Consider the following 16,533-nt stretch of genomic DNA (forward strand, 5'->3'; position numbering starts at 1 on the left):
GTAAAGAGGGGCCCGCTCTACGGGGATACGAGCGCGGCCTGGGCGTTGAAGCGCCGACGGAGAGGCGGGCCTCAGCAGAGAGACGGGCGCCGGCCGGGGGCGCGCCTCAGCAGAGAGACGGGCGTCGGCCGGGGACGAGCCTCAGCGGAGAGGCGTGCGCCGCGCTGTGAAACGGGCCCCGGCGGAGCAAGCGCTGGTCCCCGACGGAGCAAGCGCTGGGCCACCGGCGGAGCAGGAGTGGCGGGCCCCGGAGGAGGAACGAGGCGGGCCGGGGTGGGTCGGGGATGGGGTGGGGGTGGGGGTGGGGGCTATGGGGATACGCCCCCGGCGGTCAGGCGCGGCGGATGTGGATGTCGCCGACGGCGGTGCGGGCGGTGACCTCCACCGTGTCCGTGGCGTCGCCGGGGCCTTCGGCCGTCCCGAGGGCGCTGCGCAGGACACCGACGTCGGTGTGGACGTCGAGCCAGGCGGCGGTGGTCTCCGGGATGCCGACCTCCAGGTCGCCGACGGAGCCGCGGAGGGTGACCCGGCCCCGGGTGACCCGCCCCAGTCGGATACCGCCGTTGGCCGACTTGGCCTCCACATCGGAGTGGGCGGTGCCGACGTCGATACGCCCGTTCGCGGCGGAGGCCTCCAACGTGCCGGTGACCTCGGCGAGTTCGGTGTCCCCGTTGCCGTTCTTGACGATCAGACCGCCCTCCACCGTGCCGACGGTGACGCGGCCGGCCGCGATGATCTCGACCGAGGCGGTGGCACGGTCCAGGTGGACCATGCCGAGCTCGCTCTTCAGTCGGGCGGTGGTGGTCTCCTCGACGTGGAGGTCGCCGACCGAGGTCTTCAGCCGGGTCTCGCCGAGGCGTCCGGAGCAGTGGAAGTCACCGACCTGGGTGGTGCCCTCCAGGGTGGAACCGGTCGGCAGGGAGACGGTGATGTCGATGCCGCCGACCTTCCCGAAGGGCGTGCTCTTGCGCGGGCCCTTCACGGTCAGGACACCGCCGGAGCAGTTGACCTTCGTCTGCTTGACGGCCTTGAGGTCCGCTTCGGAGGACGGGTTGGAGGGCTGGACGTCGACGAAGGTCTCGGTGCCGTCGGTGGCGATGATCCGGGCGTTGCCGATCGCGTACTCGACGATGGCGGTGATCGCCTCGGGTGTTTCGTAGGAAGGCATGACGGATCTCCCGTCCTCTCTGGAGGGGTGGGTGACGGTGGTGTGGGCCACGGGCGCGCGGGCGGGCGGAGACAGGCTCCGGCCCTGTGGTTCAGCGGACCCAGCCGGTGAAGTTCCGGTCGCCGGTCGCGCGGTTCGGCGCGGAGGCAGGGGGCGGGCCCGGACGGGAGCTGGGTCCGGGCCCGGACCCCGGGGTGAGCGCGGCGGAGGTGGCGCGGACCAGCCAGGCGTTGACCGAGAGCCCTTCGCTGCCGGCCGCCGCCTCCAGACGGGCCTTGAGGTGGGCCGGGAGGCGGAAGTTGATGCGGGCCGAGGCGCCGTCGTCGCCCTCCGGCGCGGGGGGCGGGGCGAGCGCCTCGGTCCAGGGCGCGGTCACGTCCTGGACCGGGGTGGCCGGCAGGGTCACCACGAACTCCGGGTCGGCGCCACGGAGTCGTACGTCGACCGATCCGGGGGCCAGTTCCCGGGTGACCTCGCTCATCGCCGCCGAGAGGGCGGCGAGGAGGGTGAGGCGGGTGGCGGAGTCGAGGGGGGCGACGAGACGCTCGGCCAGCGCGCGGGCCTCGTCACCGCCGGCCTCGGCGGCGACGACGAGCTCCTGACGGAGGCGGTCGACATACGGGGTGAGGTCCATGACGCCATTATGGCACATTGATGGCGCCACGTGAAGCCGGGTTGGCACAAGCCGTGGTCGAGAGTGGGCCACCGTGGCGCCTGTTTGGCAAGCTTTCGCAGGTCAGAAGCCCTCTCGAGACGTAGATCGGGGTGGCGCCAGCTGGCCTTGAGTGAGTCGCCAGTCGTCGCGAGCGGTGCCAGATGGTGCCGCGTGGCGCCACATGGCACCGCTTGGCGCGGCGTGGCGCCACGTGACTCTCGATGGCGCCACAGAACGCCGACGTGACTCTGGATGGCACCACAGAACACCGACGTGGCACTACGAGACGCCAGGGCCTTGGACACCACGAGACGCCAGGGAGCGCGGCACGCCGAGACGCCAGGGAGCGGGGCACGCCGAGACGCCAGAGTGCTGGGAGGCGCCAAGGTGCCGCGGCGGGCTGCCACCCCCCACAGGCCACGCCGACGTTTTCCGGACAACGATCTCGCAAGGGCCTCCCCCACGCTCCCGTTCCCCGCACCACCGAAGGCAGCCCCGGGCCTCGCCTGCCACGGGCGGCGCCGCCCGTCCTCCTGGCGAAAAAGCGCGAGGCGCCCGCGCGGCGCGCGAAATCATGAGGCATGCGCCCGGATGACTGGCACCTCACCGAAGACGTCCACGAGTTCCTCTCCCGAGCCGGGGACTTCCTGCACTCGCGCCCCGCCCTGCACACCATGCACCTGACGATGATCGAGAAGCACCGGGTGAACGGGGTGTCCGCGAACCCCGCCGAAACACCCGTGTTCGGTCGGCTGGAGCGCGACGGCGAGGTACACGCCGGCTTCTACCAGCGCTCCCCGACCGGCTACCTGAGCCTCATCTCCATGGCCCCCGACCAGGCCGACGCGCTCGCCGCCCGCCTGGCCGACCTGGGACGCCCCGTCCCCGGCGTCAGCGCGGACCACGACGCGTCGACCGCCTTCGCCGAGGCCTGGCAGCGGCGGACGGGCGCGGAGCCGGTGGTCACCACGCGGCTGCACCTCTATCGCCTCGGCACGCTCACCCCGCAGAGCCCCTTCCCGGAGGGCCGGGGCCATCTCGCGGGAGAGCGGGACCGTGAGCAAGTCGTCCGGTGGTGTCGCGAGTTCTGTGTCGACGTCGGGGAGCAGCACTCCATCGACCTGATCGACGCGGGCGCCTGGGACGACTCGCGGTTCGGCGACAGGAACTTCATGTTCTGGCGGACCCCGGACGGCACGCCCGTCTCCATGGCTGCCACGACCTCGATCGTCGGCGGCATGGTCAGGGTGGACCCCGTCTACACCCCGGCCCGCCTCCGGGGTCGCGGCTACGCGGGGGCCGTCACGGTCGAGGCGAGCCGCGCCGCGCTGGCTGCGGGCGCTAGGGACATCGTGCTCTTCACGGATCCCGGCAACCCCACCAGCAACGCCCTCTACCAGCGCCTCGGCTACGTCCGCCTCACCGACTTCACGGTGTACGAATTCCCGTCCGCGGCGCCCAAGGCCGCTGCCTGAGGCAGTGGCCCGAGGCCGCGCCCTACGGGGCTTCTGACGACGGACCCGCGGATGGGTGCTGTACGCGCGCGTCGGGGCCAGGTGGTGGACCTGGACGGCGAATGCGTACCGTCCACCCGGCCCAGGTCCACCCGGAAGGGCGGGTCCTCGGCCGGCCTGACGTGCTTCCGTACGCGTTCCTGTTCCATCCCGCGCCTGACGGCCTGGGCTCCGGGGGCGATCTCCTGGATTGGTTCGGCGCCGAGGGAGGACAGGGTCTTGGTTCTGCGCCAGTAGATCCAGCACCTGGCCGCCATGGCCGACAGAACGCGATCAACAGCGGGCAGTGGAGCGCGGGGCGCGGCGTACGAAGCCGGGAACGTGAACGAAGCGAGCCGGGATCGCTGAGGGACGGTGGACAAAGATCGTGTGGGCGGGAGACTGGGGTCATGACCGCCGCCGACACTGACGCCAAGGCCGACCTCCTCCGCTATCTGCAGTCCGCCCGCGATGCCCTGGTGTGGAAGCTCGACGGGCTGTCGGAGTACGACGCCCGCCGCCCGATGACACCGACCGGCACCAACATCCTCGGGCTGCTGAAGCACGCCGCCGGTGTCGAACTGGGCTATCTCGGCGACACCTTCGCGCGGCCGTCGGGCGAGGCGTTGCCCTGGCTCGCCGATACCGCCGAGCTCAACGCGGACATGTGGGCCACCGCCGCCGAGTCCCGCGAGGACATCGTGGGCCTCTACCGCCGGGCCTGGGCCCACGCGGACGCCACCATCGAGGCGCTGCCGTTGGACACCGTCGGCCGGGTGCCGTGGTGGCCCGACGACCGGGACGAGGTGACGCTGCGCCACGCCGTCGTCCGCGTGATCGCCGACACCCACCGCCACGCGGGGCAGGCCGACATCCTCCGGGAACTCATCGACGGCGCGGCGGGCATGAACGAGAGCGCCTCCAGCCTCCCGTCCAACGACCCGGCGTGGTGGGAGGAGTACCGGGACCGGGTGGAACGCGCGGCCAAGGAGGCCGACGGAAAGGCCTGACCCGGGCCGGTCCACAGCCTCGGCAACGGCAACGGCAACGGCAACCCAAATCCCCATTCCTGCCGCCGCTCCGCACGCCGCCCCACCCTACCGATCAGCCCTTCCGCAAATTCCGACGAAATAGATATTGCCCAGCTCTGCTCCCACCCCTTATCGTGGGCGCATGACTGCCGGGTCGGCCTTGTGCCGTGAGCGGATGGGTTACCCGGCCTCCGAGTGAGGCCGGGGCGGGCCAGGAGCCCGCCCGTTGAATTCCGCGCGCTGATACTGCTCTCCAACACCGTTCTCATCCCTCGGTGTTGTCGCCGCGCGCGTCGAATCCCCTGCGCAATCCGCGCCCCACCGCACCACACCACACCGCAGCGCTCCCTGATTCGCCGCACCTTCTGTCGACACACATTCCGTCGGCGAACATTCCGTCGGCGAACATCCTCAGCAATGCATCGCGTCGACACGAATCCCTTCGGCATGCATTCCGTCCGCACGCATTCCGTCGGCAACATGCTGGACCGCGCCCTGCGGCGATCACCCCTGCCCGCATTCCGCGACGAACAACGAACCGTGTCGCCATCAACCCCGAAAGCAGAGAATGCCCAACCCCTTCAACCAGCAAGTCATCGACGAATTCCGAGCCCGTCACGGCGAGGTCGGCGGCTATTTCGAAGGTGCCCGTCTGATCCTCCTGACCACCACCGGCGCGCGCACCGGCAAGCGGCACACCACTCCCCTCGGCTACCTCCCCGACGGCGACGGCACGATCCTGGTCATCGCGTCGGCCGGGGGCTCGCCCAAGCACCCCGACTGGTACCGGAACATCACGGCCGACCCCCGGGTGACCGTGGAGACCGGGGCCTTCACCTACGAGGCCGAAGCCGTCGTGCTGGGCGGCGAAGAGCGGGACCGGGCCTTCGCGCGAGCCGTCGAGGACGAGCCGGGGTGGGCCGATTACCAGGCGAAGACGGACCGTACGATCCCGGTCGTCGCCCTGCGCGAGGTCCCCGTGTCCGGCCCGCCGAACGTCAACGCCGACTCCATGGGCGAGGCCCTCAAGGTCGTCCATGACGCCTTCCGGCGCGAACTCGGACTGATCAAGAAGGAGTTGCTGACCAGCGGCGGCAGGGCGGGCCTCGGTGCCCAGCTCCGCGTCAACTGCCTCACCTTCTGCCAGGGTCTGCACAACCACCACAACGGCGAAGCCATGGGCCTGTTCCCCTTCCTGGGGGAACGCCACCCCGAGCTGGCCCCGACCCTGAGCCGCCTCCACGAGGAGCACGAGCGCATCACCGTCCTCGTCGAGGAGCTGCGCCGGGTGGTGACGGCCGAGGACGCCGACCCCGCCGCCGTACTCCCCGAGGTGGAACGCCTCATCGACGAGCTCGAAGCCCATCTCGCCTATGAGGAGGAGCAGTTGATCCCGGCCCTGGAGGCCGCGGCGAAGCCCGAGGAGTGGGCGGGAGCGCGAGGGCTAGACCGTGGCATCGTGAGGGGGGCGGCGCGGAGGCGCACCCGTCGAAGGGTGTGAAGCACCGACGAAGGGGCGCACCGCACACCTCCGTACGCCACCACGGCACCGCACACCTCCGCACACCTCCGTACGCCACCACGACAACGCACGCCCGTACGTCACCACGGCAACGCACGGGCGTGCACCACGTCCAGGCGCGACACCGCCCGGGTGAGGGCGACGTACAGTCGGTGCAGCCCCCGTTCCTCGGCCTTTGCGATCGCCGCCGGTTCGACGACCACGACATGGTCGTACTCCAGACCCTTCGCGACGCCGGCACCCAGCACAGCCACCCGCGAACGGAGTTCGTCCGGCCCGCCCGTGGTGATCCCGGCCTCGTCGAGCGCCTGCCGCAGCCGTACGACGTCGGGCCCGTCGGCCGCGATGACCCCGACGGACCCCTCACACCCGAGCGCGTCCCGCACGGCGTCCACGACCTCGGCGACGACGCCTTCCGCCACGACGCCCTCGGCGACGTCGCCCTCGGCAGCCATGACGCCGTCAGCCGCGACGCCGTCCCCGCGAACGCTCCTGATCCGCAGCTCCCCGTCCCTCCGCAGGGACCGGGCGGCCGGCACCTCCACCCCCAGCCGCCCCAGCAGCCCGTTCGCCAGTCCCACGACGGCCTGCGGTACTCGGAACCCGGTGGTCAGAGGGACGACGCGGGCGTCCGGCTTGCCCAGGTGGGCGAGGAGGCCGGGCCAGTCGCGGGCGGCCCACGGCGTCGTCCCCTGGGCCAGGTCGCCCAGGACGGTCACCGACCCGTAGGCGGCCCGGCGGGCGATCGCGCGGCACTCCATCGGGGAGAGGTCCTGAGCCTCGTCGACGACGACATGCCCGTAGCCGTCGGGGTGGGCGAGGAGCCCCGCGACTTCGTCGAGGAGGACGAGATCGGCGGCCGACCAGCGGGCCGACCGCCAGGTACGCGGCGGCTTCGCCCAGCTGACGGCCTTCTGCTCGTCCGCGTCGAGCAGCCCCTCCGCCGCGTCCGCGAGCACGTCCGGGTCACCGAGCAGCCGGGCCACGACCTCTTCCGGCCGCACCTTCGGCCATACGGCCTCCACGTACGCGCCGACCGGCCGCGACCGCGAGACCCGGTACAGCCACGCGTTCGGGCGGGGTCCGGCCCGCCGCTCCGCCTGCTCCTGCAGCAGCCGGACCACCCGCGCCCGGACCCGCTCCCGCCCGACGTCGTACGGCAGTTCCTCGGCCCGTACGTCCGCCACGATCCGCCGCAACTCGTCCCCGGCCACCCTCCAGCGGTACGAGCCCTCCGCCAGGACGAGGGAGTTGAACACCCCCGCCGGATCCTCCCCCTTCCCGGATCCGCCGCCGCCCGCGACCCCTGCGTACAGCGCACGCCGGAGCACCTCCGCCATCCGCGCGTCGTGCTTCACCACCGCCGCCCGCTCCTCGTCCCGCGCCCGCACCTCATGCCGGGCGATCTCGTCCGTGACCGTGGCCTGCCGTACGCCCGTCTCGCCCAGCGCGGGCAGCACCTCCGCGATGTACGAGAGGAACGTGCGGTTGGGGCCGAGGATCAGCAGTCCGCCGCGGCGGATGCGCTGGGGGTGGGTGTAGAGGAGGTACGCGGCGCGGTGCAGCCCGACGGCCGTCTTGCCAGTGCCGGGGGCGCCCTGCACACAGACGGAGGTCGCGAGGTCGGCCCGCACCAGATCGTCCTGCTCCGGCTGGATGGTGGCGGCGATGTCCCGCATCGGACCGAGCCGGGGCCGCTCGATCTCGGCGGCGAGGAGGCCGCCCGGGGAAGCCGCAGCAGAGGCAGGGCCTGGGCCGTCCGGAGCGGGCGCCCGGCGTTCCAGATGCTCGTCCTCCAGCCCCGTCAGGTCGGCCGCATCCCCTCGGCTCCCCGGCGCCCACCCGAAGCGGCGCCGGACGGCGACGCCCTGGGGGTCACGGGAACTCGCCTGATAGAAGGCCCGCGAAACCGGGGCCCGCCAGTCCACCACGAGCGGCGGCACGGCAGGGTCCTCGCTGATCCGCAGCCGCCCCAGGTGATAGCTCTGCCCGGCGTGGTCACCGGGGGCGCGAGCGGCGAAGTCGAGCCGCCCGAAGAACAACGGCCCCTCCGGCAGCTCACGCATCTCCTTGGCCCGGCTGCGCAGCCGGTACCCGAGCACCTCCGCGTCGGCCCCCGAGGCGGAGACGTCCTCACCGACGACGACCTGCTCCGCCGCACCCTCGACCATGGCGGCGAGAGCGGCACGGCAGGCGTCGTGGTACGCGCGTTCAAGGGCCAGGGCGTCCTGGAGGAGGGCGGCATCGGCGGCGGGGCCAGCCGGGTCGGCGGATGCGCGAGGAGGCGTCATTCCGCCGAGCGTACCGAAAAACGTTACCGAGTTAAATTTATTACCGAGGATCAAGACCCCTCGTGGTGCACCTCTCCACACATCCCGAGCGGCAGGGCCCCCTCCAACCGCCCGAACACCCGCTCGGCAGCGGCGACAGCATCCCGCTCGACCTCCTCGACCGGCTCCCCCCGCTCCACCCGCCGCCGGTTCTCCTCCGCCAGCACCCGCCGCACGGTCACGATCTGCCCGGCGGCGACCCGTGCGTCGAGCCCGCCCCCGAGCACCTCGGCCAGCGCGGCCTCGGCCCGCTCCAGATGGCCGTACGCCCGCGCCACCAGCGACGGCGTCCCGTAGAGCAGCCGGTGGAACGCGAGAACCTGCGGATGGTCGTTGAGCCCGGTCACCGGGTCCCGCCGGGCCAGTCCCTCCAGGAAGTGCGCCCGCACCGCCCCCACCACGGACTCCCCCTCGGCCCGCCCCGCGACCACCCGCGCCGTCTCGTCCTCGTGATCGGCGATCCGGTACAGGACGAGGTCCTCCTTGGCCGGGAAGTACCGGAAGAGCGTCGGCTTGGAGATCTCCGCCGCCGCGGCCACCTCGGCCACGGACACCGCGTCGAACCCCTTCTCCAGGAACAGCCGGATCGCCACGTCCGACACCGTCTCGTACATACGCAGCTTCTTGCGCTCCCGCAGCCCGCTCCCGCTCCCGCTCTCACTCATGCCGCCGAGCTTAGGCACCACCGGCGGATGTCCGGAGCCACCGGGTGAACGCGGCCTCGATCGCCGGCACTCCCGGAACCTGTTCGACGCCCAGGGGGTACGCGCCCCGGCTCAGCACCTCCCAGAGCGCCCTGCTCGCGCGGTGGAGCAGGGCCCGGTACGCCGGGCGATCCGCCGTGGGTGCGAGGCGGAGCGCCTGCGAGGTGCGGATGACGTCGGTGAACACCGACTGCGCCTTCTTGTAGTCGAGGAGTTTCGGCAGGTCCTCCCCCCAGCCTCGGGAGCTTCCCGGACGGACGTCCTCCACGAGTGCGCACCAGCGTTCCGTCATCCGCCGTTCCTGCTCCCGCGGGTAGCGCATCAGGTAGAGGTGGGTGGCGAGGTCGTAGAGCGGGTCGCCGAACATCGCGAGTTCCCAGTCGATGGCCCACAGACGCCGCTCGCGGTCGACGACGAGGTTCTCCCGGTGAAGGTCGGCGTGCAGGAGGCAGAAGGGGCGCTCGCTCAGGCCTGACACGTGCTTCCTGAGGTGCTTGAAGGAGTCGTGGTCCAGGTGCAGATCCGCGAACAGGTCCCCGTACTCCGGCAGGTTCTTCCCGTACACCCGGTCCTCGGTGAAGCAGATCAGCCGGTCGAGGAATCCCGCGCTGTCGCTCTCCCGCGCGCGGTCCCGCCCCTCGCATCTCCGCTTCACCAGCAAGGTGCGGGGGCGGACGGCGACCAGTTGCCGGAACAGGGTGAGGATCTGCTCGAACTGCTCGTCGGGGACGGCCGTGCCGGACGCGTGGAGCGCCCCGAGCGTCTCTCCCTCGATGAAGCGCTGGAGGACGGTGCCCTCGACCTCGATGAGGTCGGGAATGTTGTCGATACGCCCCTGGAGCTCGGTGAGCAGGCGTTCCTCCGAGTCGAAACAGCGCCGGTCGAACCACAGCAGACTCTCGCGCGGCTCACGGCACTTCCAGCGTCCGCCCTCCCCGACGCCGGCCTCAGGGGGCAGGCGGAAGACATAGGTCTCGTGGTGGTAGCCGCTGAGCGGTCCCTCCACCTCACCCGGGTCGGCGCTCATCTCACCGGCGCGGCGCCGCCCCGTGGAATCCGAATCAGTTGGCATTGATCGTTCTCTCGCCGTGGTCGCACCCGTGGTCGCACCCGTGGTGAAATCCAGGAAGTGGAGGCACGCTACTCCTCCGTGGGCGAGCATCGTGCCAGAAGCGAGGCATCGGCACGCGGCCTTCCACCGGTTGAACGCTCACGCGCCCCGCCCCGTACTGACACTCGTCGCGCGCCTGTCCGAAGGTGTCCCCACCACGGGTCGGGCGGTCGGCTGCATCACACTGACCCCGATGAGTGCCGTGACCCCCACCCATGGCACGGAAGAAGTGGAATGTGCTCGACCCCGCCGGCGAGGCGTGCGACGACTCGCACGGCGTCCTCCACCTCCTCAGAGACATGCTGGACCGCAGCGGGGGCGCCGCGCCGGGTCGAACGGCAGCGCCTGGCCCTGTGGGCCGCGCTCGTCCTCGTCCTCCTCATGGTTCAGGCCTGATCCGGCAGTTGGGTGCGCAGGACGTCGAGGAGGGGCTTCAGGGAGTTCACGGTGTGGGCCAGGGGGACGCCCACGTCCAGGAGGGCCTTGAGTTTGCCTTCGGTACGCGCGTAGCCCAGGAACGGGACGCCGGCGTCACGGGCGGCCTCGAAATCGGTGGGGGCGTCGCCGAGCATCAGGGCGCGGGACGGCTCGGCGCCCATCGCGTTGAGGGCCAGGCGCAGGGTGTGGGGGTGCGGCTTCATCCGGTCGAGGTCGCGCGTACGGCCGTAGATGTACGGGAAGCAGTCGGTGAGGCCCCGGGTCTCGATGTAACGGGCGGCCGCCAGCGCCGAGTTGTTGGTCGTGACGGCGAACCTGGCCCGCCGGGACCAGGTCCGGATGAGCGGATCGGCCCAGGTGGTGGGGTACGCCTTGGGCGCGGCGGTCAGCTCCTGCTGGGTGAGCCACTTCTCCACGTCGATGATCAGGTCGCTGCTCGGATGGCGCCGGGCCAGCCCCAGGAGGACCACCTGCGGGTCGGCCGTACTCCGCTCCCGTTCCGTCAGCAGACCGCCCAGCCCACGCCTGTCGATCAACTCCACCAGATCTCGGGCCACTTGGTGCGCGGGGTGCCCGGAGAACAGTCGGCAGATCGGCCCGTCCAGGTCCCAGAGCACGAAACGGACGGGTGTGATCAGCTCTCGAAGGGCCTCTGCGGCCTCTGCCTCTTCTGTCACCGGTTCAGTCTGCGCCGTATCAGCCGTGTCAGGAGTCACTAGGAGAGTGTCAGGTCCGTCGTGATGGTTTCCCAGAGGGCGTTGAACCATTGCTGCGACTGCTCGACGAAGGCGGCGTCCCGGGGGCCGGTCTCCTTCTCGAAGGAGAAGAGGAGGGACTGGGTCCCGAACGCGTCGTACATCTCCAGGGGGCCGTCCGCCATCTGCTCCTCGCGCTTCATGAGCATGTAGTAGGCGATCAGGGCCTCCTGGCCGTTGAGGAGGTAGAGCTTGACGGGCGGGGTGAACGGGAGGGCGCGGAAGGTCACCCGGACGTCGAGTTGGTGGGACGTGCGCAGGGCCAGGAGGTTGTGGCGCAGGACGCGGATCTGGGCGTTGCGCTGGTCGAGCCAGCGCCTGTGGACGGGGTCCTCCTCGTCGTCCTCGCCTCGCCCCTCGACCGGCACCGGGAACGCCAGGTTGATCTTCCGGGAGGGCAGGAGGATCCGGACGTCGATGGACTCCGGGCGGATCGTTCCCTCGTGGATACGGCGGACCGGTTCACCGAGGGCCAGCATCAGGGTCTCGGCGGTGAGGCAGGCCGCGTCGACGCGGACGTGCGGTGCGGAGAAGGCCGCGGCCAGACGGGGGCCGAGGCCCACCATCGTCGGCTGGGGCTCGTTACCCCCGGCGTGGCCGACCTCGGCGACCCGGGGCGGGCTCCCCTTGCTCACGTTGCTCAGCAGCCCGTCGTCCTGCAACGCGCGCAGCGCCTGACGGACCGTGCCGCGCTCCACGCCGAACTCCTCGGCCAGTTCGGCCTGGGTGGGCAGGCGCTCGCCGGGCCTGAGGTCGCCGCTGCGGATGCGGTCCCGCAGGGTGGCGGCGATCTCCTGGGACGAGAGCTTTCTGCTGCCGTTCACTGCAACGTTCTCCTGGGTCACGACCAAACGCTACAACTCTCACCCATCTTTGGGGAGTTCGCGGGAAGGTGGTTATGAACATAGACCAAGTGGGAACCATTTAAACAAAGTTGGTTGCCAACTTGGTCCGAGTTGGCAAAGTTCTCCCCCCACGCCGCTCTCGCACCGCCCCGCTCGCGCCGGCCCCTCGGAGGAGGTACCACCATGCCCGCTGCCATCGCTCTCGTCTCCGCCCTCGCCGTCATCGCCTTCCAGCGCTTCGTCGAGTGGCGCTACGGCACCCTGGGAATCGTCGGCCTGCTGTTCCTCACCATCGGACTGAAGGCCAACAACCACACGTGCAGCTCGATCGGAGCGGTCATCCTCGCGGTGATGTTCGCCGGACCGGCGATGTGAGACGACGCGCTCTCGCGCAGAGGGGAGCCGGAGCCGGCGGCCGTCAGCCGGTGACCCGGTGACCAGCGACCAGTGGCCGTCAACCCGTGCGGCCGTCAGCTCGTGAGCAGCAGGTCCGAGCTGATGGTGTCCCAGAGCGCGTCGAACCAGAGGCGGGACTGCTCCACGAAGGTCGTGTCCCGCGGCTCGGCGACCGCGCTCCGCTCGAACGCGAACAGCGTGGACTGAGTGCCCTCGGCGTCGTACATCTCCAGCTGCTCACTGTCCACTTCGGCCTCCTTCCGCTGCACCGTGTAGTACGCGAACAGCGCCTCCCGACCGTTGAGGAGGTACAGCTTCACGGGCGGGGTGAAGGGCAGGGCGCGGAAGGACACATGGACGTCCACGCCGTGCGTGGACCGCAGGGCCAGCAGGTTGTGCTTGAGAACCTGGCCCTGGGCGTTGCGCTGGGCCAGCCAGCGGCGCTGCAGCCGGCCGTCGACCGAGGCGTCGACCGGGGCCGGGAAGGCGAGCGGGATGTCCCGGCTGGGCAGCATCACCCGGACATCGACCCTGGCCGGTTTTATGCGCCCCGCGTGAATCTCGCGCAACGGCTCGCTCACGGCGAGCGTGAGGGACACGGAGGTCAGACAGAGGGCGTCGATCTTCACGTGCGGGGCCCCGAAGGCGGCGGATATGCGAGGGGCGAGCTCCACCATCGTCGGTCGCGGGGCCGCTCCCGGACCGCCGACGGCCACCGTGCCCAGGCGTGGGGCGACAGTCGCCGGGCTGCCCTTGGAAACGTTGGTGAGCAGGTGCTCCGACTGCAGGATCCGCAGGGCCTGGCGCACGGCACCGCGCTCGACGCCGAACTCGTCGGCCAGCTTCGCCTGCGTGGGCATGCGCTGTCCCGGTCGCAGCTCGCCGGACCTGATCCGGCCGCGCAACACGTCGGCCACCTCGTGGTGTGACCTCTGGGGCCGCTGTGACGACTTCCGCCCGTCGACGGCCGTGCGTTCCCGCTCCACGCACAAACCCTACAACTTCTCGCCATCTTTGGGCAGTTCATGGGAAGGTGGTTATGAGACGACTCCAAGCGGAGATAAGTAAGGTGAAGTTGGTCGCCAACTTTCGCAACATGGTCAAACTTTCAGATGGTTGGTGACTCTGGCAACTGCCACCGACCATCACCTGGACCGACCGATCGACCTCCCTTCCGGAGGGGAGCCGGGAGTTCGACCGGTCCGCACCGTCACAACTGAATGGCTCAGCCACAACTGAATGCGCAGCCACAACTGAACAGCTACGGATACTCGCACGCTCACCCAGAAAGGTCAGAAGATGTCCGGGCACCACGGGCGCCTGGACGTCCGCAGCAGGGCGTCGGCCATGGTGGCGGCGCCCTTCCGCTGTGCCCGGGCCCGGCCCAGCGCGGTGAGCCGTACGGCCGACTCGTCGCCCAGCCACAGCGTCGCCAGGTCCCCGGCCTCCAGGACGAGGTCCCCGTCCTCGCTCGTCGGCACACAGCTCGCCCCGTCCGGGCCCACGTCCAGCCGGTACCGCCCGTCCGCGAAGCCTCCCCGGTCCACGACCTCCAGCACCAGCGTCCCGGTCCCGGCGTACGTCCGCGCCTCCAGCGCCCGTACGACGTCCAGGATCCGTACCCACAGCCAGTCCGCGTGGGTGGTGACGCTCACGGCACGCGGGTCGGGGAAGAAGTGCGGCAGAAGGTCGTCGGGGGCCCGCCAGCCGCACTTCACCTTGGTGATCCAGTCGATCGAGCAGAGGTAGTGCCACAGGGCGCGCTCGGCGGCCGGGCTCGTCGCGATCAGCCAGTTGACGTCGGCCGTGTTCTGCGGCTGCTTCATCTGCCAGGTGTCGTCCGCCTCGTACGAGACCATGCCCTCGACCTCGCCGGCCGCCGAGCGGTACACCGCGTAGAACGGCTCGGTCCAGGAGTCGGAGACACGCAGGTCGCCGGTGTTGATCCGCCACCAGCGCTCGTCGCGGCTCACCGCGCCGGGTTGCGCGGCGCGCAGCCGTTCGTGGAGGGCGGGGCCGAGGGCGCGTACGGCCGCGCCGTCGACGAGGTCGACCCGGCCGCCGTCCGCCGGGCCGGACCAGCGGGGGTCCAGGCCGGTGCGAGGGACGTCGATGGTCCACTCGGTGGTCCAGGTGGCGGGGCCGAAGCCGTAGCGGCCGTAGATCGGGTACTCGGCAGCGATCAGGGTGGCGACGACGTCACCGCGGTCCCTCGCGGCGGCGAGGTCGTGGGCCATCATACGGGTGAGCAGGCCTCGGCGCCGGTGGGTGGGGCTGACCGTGACGTTCGAGATGGCGTCGGCGGGGACGGTGCGGCCGCCGACGGCGGTGAGCTCCTGGGGAAAGGAGCGGAAGGTCGCCACGGGCTGGTCGGTGGGGGCGGTGGGGTCGAACGCGGCGAGCGTTCGGGACGGGTCTATGTGGAACGAGCGGTCCTTGAGCTCCTGAGGGGTCAGGGTCTGCGGGGCTCGGAGGAAACCTGTGTTCAGGGCGTTCAGCCAGGCAGGGATCTCGTCCTCGGTGACGGGGCGTACGGCTGTGTCGTGGGAGGGGCTCATGGGGTCACGCTAGGGGGGTGGTCCGCGGGGTGTCTCCGGGTTTTCCTCGCCCCCGCCGCCCCTACCCGTCCCTCCCCCACTCTCGGCTTCGCGCAGTTCCCCGCGCCCCTCAAAAAGCAGGGGCTGCGCCCCGTGCTTTTCGACGAAGGGCCGAAGGCACCTTCAGGGGCGCGGGGAACTGCGCGAGAAGCCCCACCGGGCCGGCAGCCGAAAACGAACGCGCCCCCCTACGTCAGCAGGTCGTCCACCTGCGCCTCGCCCTCCCGGTAGCGGCGGGCGATCTCCGCGCTGCAGTCGTCGGCCGTGCGCTGCAGATGCTGGCGGCGGCCGGAGATCTGCTGCTCGTGGTGGACCAGGCGGGCGAGGCCCGCCGTGAGTTCCTCGTCGGTGCGGGCCTGGAGGTCGGAGAGTTCTACCTCGTCCAGCATCTCGGCGGCCAGCCGCCGGTACTCCTCGCCGCGCGGCGTGCCCACGGTGACATGGCGGGCCGAGGAACGGTGCCGGGCCGGCGCGTCCGTGAGGATCGCCGAGAGCCGGTCGACGAGCGCCGAGGGCTCCGCCGAGCCCGGGGCCCCGGCGTCGGCCGCACCGCCCCTGCGGGCCAGTTCGGCGCGCAGGATGTCGATACGGCCCTGGAGCAGCCGCCGCAGATAGCTGAGGTCGGCCTCGTCCCGCTGGGCGTCCCTGCGCAGGGTGCGCAGTTCGGGCAGCCGCAGCCGGGACAGTTCGGGCTCGGCCGGGTCCGGCGGCGGCAGTGGTCCGCTGTCCGTCCGCTGAACCGGTGGCCGACGGACCCCGGGGCCGGGCCCCGGCGTCGTACGGGTAAATGTCGCAGTGCCCGGGGGCTGCCCGGTACTCGATGTGCTCATGCGCCTCAACCGTCCCCTCGACCGGTGTGTGTGAGCATCGTGCCACTCTCCGTGGCCGCTTTGTGACCGAGTCCCCGCGATCCACCCCAGATGGGCGGTAATGGATCAATGAGAAAGACCGGGCAAAGTGCTCTTCAAACCCCCGTGATCACAAACCCCCCGTAAGGGGGACCCCCTCGCGTACGGCTGATGGACGGCGGCGGCATCATGGTCGGCATGCGTGCGGTGGTGCAGAGGGTCGACGGCGCGAGCGTCGTCGTGGACGGTGAGACGGTCGGTGCGATCGAGGGCGAGGGGCTGTGCGTCCTCGTGGGGGTGACGCACGACGACACCAAGGAGAAGGCGGCGCAGCTGGCGCGCAAACTGTGGTCCGTGCGGATGCTGCACGACGAGAAGTCGTGCAGCGACGTGGACGCGCCCCTGCTGGTGATCAGCCAGTTCACGCTGTACGGGGACGCGCGCAAGGGCCGGCGGCCGACGTGGAACGCGGCGGCGCCCGGTGACGTCGCCGAACCGCTGGTGGACGAGGTCGTCGCACAGCTGCGGGCGCTGGGGGCGACGGTGGCCACGGGGCGGTTCGGCGCGTCGATGCGGGTGTCCCTGACGAACGACGGCCCGTTCACGGTGCTGTTGGAGATGTGACGCGCGCCGGCGGGGA

The 16,533-nt window shown here is 71.1% G+C and carries 15 protein-coding genes; 5 read left to right on the top strand and 10 right to left on the bottom strand.

The window, feature by feature from the left end:
- Nucleotides 1-331: 331 nt before the first annotated feature.
- Both GWK25_RS40200 and GWK25_RS40205 read right to left on the bottom strand, forming a co-directional pair.
- On the bottom strand, nucleotides 332-1,168 hold the full coding sequence (locus tag GWK25_RS40200) for a DUF4097 family beta strand repeat-containing protein (protein ID WP_215456414.1): 837 nt from the start codon (nucleotides 1,166-1,168) through the stop codon (nucleotides 332-334).
- Nucleotides 1,169-1,259: 91 nt separating this feature from the next.
- On the bottom strand, nucleotides 1,260-1,802 hold the full coding sequence (locus tag GWK25_RS40205; RefSeq protein WP_215456415.1) for a toxin-antitoxin system HicB family antitoxin: 543 nt from the start codon (nucleotides 1,800-1,802) through the stop codon (nucleotides 1,260-1,262).
- A 602-nt stretch (nucleotides 1,803-2,404) separates the two neighbouring features.
- On the opposite strand from GWK25_RS40205, the gene GWK25_RS40210 reads away from it, so the two are divergent.
- The 3 genes from GWK25_RS40210 to GWK25_RS40220 all read left to right on the top strand — a co-directional run bounded on the left by GWK25_RS40210 (nucleotide 2,405) and on the right by GWK25_RS40220 (nucleotide 5,848).
- Nucleotides 2,405-3,298 (top strand): GNAT family N-acetyltransferase, encoded by an 894-nt coding sequence (locus GWK25_RS40210; protein WP_215456416.1) that lies wholly within the window; start codon nucleotides 2,405-2,407, stop codon nucleotides 3,296-3,298.
- A gap of 428 nt (nucleotides 3,299-3,726) precedes the next feature.
- Nucleotides 3,727-4,326, top strand: a complete 600-nt coding sequence (locus tag GWK25_RS40215; protein ID WP_215456417.1) for a DinB family protein — start codon at nucleotides 3,727-3,729, stop codon at nucleotides 4,324-4,326.
- Nucleotides 4,327-4,915: 589 nt separating this feature from the next.
- Nucleotides 4,916-5,848 (top strand): nitroreductase/quinone reductase family protein, encoded by a 933-nt coding sequence (locus GWK25_RS40220; protein ID WP_215456418.1) that lies wholly within the window; start codon nucleotides 4,916-4,918, stop codon nucleotides 5,846-5,848.
- Between the two features lie 101 nt (nucleotides 5,849-5,949).
- On the opposite strand, the gene GWK25_RS40225 is transcribed toward GWK25_RS40220, so the two are convergent.
- The 5 genes from GWK25_RS40225 to GWK25_RS40245 all read right to left on the bottom strand — a co-directional run bounded on the left by GWK25_RS40225 (nucleotide 5,950) and on the right by GWK25_RS40245 (nucleotide 12,031).
- Nucleotides 5,950-8,160: an ATP-binding domain-containing protein gene (locus GWK25_RS40225; protein WP_215456419.1), complete on the bottom strand. Its 2,211-nt coding sequence runs from the start codon at nucleotides 8,158-8,160 to the stop codon at nucleotides 5,950-5,952.
- A 50-nt stretch (nucleotides 8,161-8,210) separates the two neighbouring features.
- Nucleotides 8,211-8,864: a TetR family transcriptional regulator gene (locus GWK25_RS40230; protein ID WP_215456420.1), complete on the bottom strand. Its 654-nt coding sequence runs from the start codon at nucleotides 8,862-8,864 to the stop codon at nucleotides 8,211-8,213.
- Between the two features lie 10 nt (nucleotides 8,865-8,874).
- On the bottom strand, nucleotides 8,875-9,930 hold the full coding sequence (locus GWK25_RS40235; protein WP_251829250.1) for a phosphotransferase: 1,056 nt from the start codon (nucleotides 9,928-9,930) through the stop codon (nucleotides 8,875-8,877).
- A gap of 470 nt (nucleotides 9,931-10,400) precedes the next feature.
- A complete protein-coding gene (locus GWK25_RS40240) occupies nucleotides 10,401-11,219 on the bottom strand; it encodes an HAD-IA family hydrolase (protein ID WP_215456422.1) in 819 nt (272 codons plus the stop codon).
- Entirely contained in the window at nucleotides 11,168-12,031 is an 864-nt protein-coding gene (locus tag GWK25_RS40245) for a winged helix-turn-helix domain-containing protein (protein WP_308010884.1), read from the bottom strand. The genes GWK25_RS40240 and GWK25_RS40245 overlap by 52 nt, the downstream gene beginning before the upstream one ends.
- 204 nt (nucleotides 12,032-12,235) lie before the next feature.
- Here GWK25_RS40245 and GWK25_RS40250 point away from each other — a divergent pair, with 204 nt between their 5' ends.
- Nucleotides 12,236-12,427, top strand: coding sequence for a hypothetical protein (locus GWK25_RS40250; RefSeq protein ID WP_215456424.1), 192 nt, complete (start codon nucleotides 12,236-12,238; stop codon nucleotides 12,425-12,427).
- Nucleotides 12,428-12,522: 95 nt separating this feature from the next.
- Here the strand turns inward: GWK25_RS40250 and GWK25_RS40255 are convergent, their stop codons facing one another.
- The 3 genes from GWK25_RS40255 to GWK25_RS40265 all read right to left on the bottom strand — a co-directional run bounded on the left by GWK25_RS40255 (nucleotide 12,523) and on the right by GWK25_RS40265 (nucleotide 15,875).
- The gene (locus tag GWK25_RS40255; protein WP_215456425.1) at nucleotides 12,523-13,440 is read right to left on the bottom strand and encodes a GntR family transcriptional regulator; all 918 of its coding nucleotides are present in this window, start codon (nucleotides 13,438-13,440) and stop codon (nucleotides 12,523-12,525) included.
- 300 nt (nucleotides 13,441-13,740) lie between these two features.
- Nucleotides 13,741-15,006: a GNAT family N-acetyltransferase gene (locus GWK25_RS40260; protein WP_215456429.1), complete on the bottom strand. Its 1,266-nt coding sequence runs from the start codon at nucleotides 15,004-15,006 to the stop codon at nucleotides 13,741-13,743.
- Between the two features lie 227 nt (nucleotides 15,007-15,233).
- Nucleotides 15,234-15,875 carry an AmfC protein gene (locus tag GWK25_RS40265; RefSeq protein WP_215456431.1) on the bottom strand — a complete coding sequence of 214 codons (642 nt, stop codon included), beginning with the start codon at nucleotides 15,873-15,875 and terminating at the stop codon, nucleotides 15,234-15,236.
- A gap of 216 nt (nucleotides 15,876-16,091) precedes the next feature.
- Between GWK25_RS40265 and dtd the strand changes: the two genes are divergently transcribed.
- Nucleotides 16,092-16,517, top strand: coding sequence for a D-aminoacyl-tRNA deacylase (dtd, locus tag GWK25_RS40270; RefSeq protein ID WP_215457916.1), 426 nt, complete (start codon nucleotides 16,092-16,094; stop codon nucleotides 16,515-16,517).
- Nucleotides 16,518-16,533: the final 16 nt, after the last annotated feature.

It is taken from the genome of Streptomyces sp. ATCC 21386 (assembly GCF_018728545.1).
Lineage (GTDB): Bacteria > Actinomycetota > Actinomycetes > Streptomycetales > Streptomycetaceae > Streptomyces.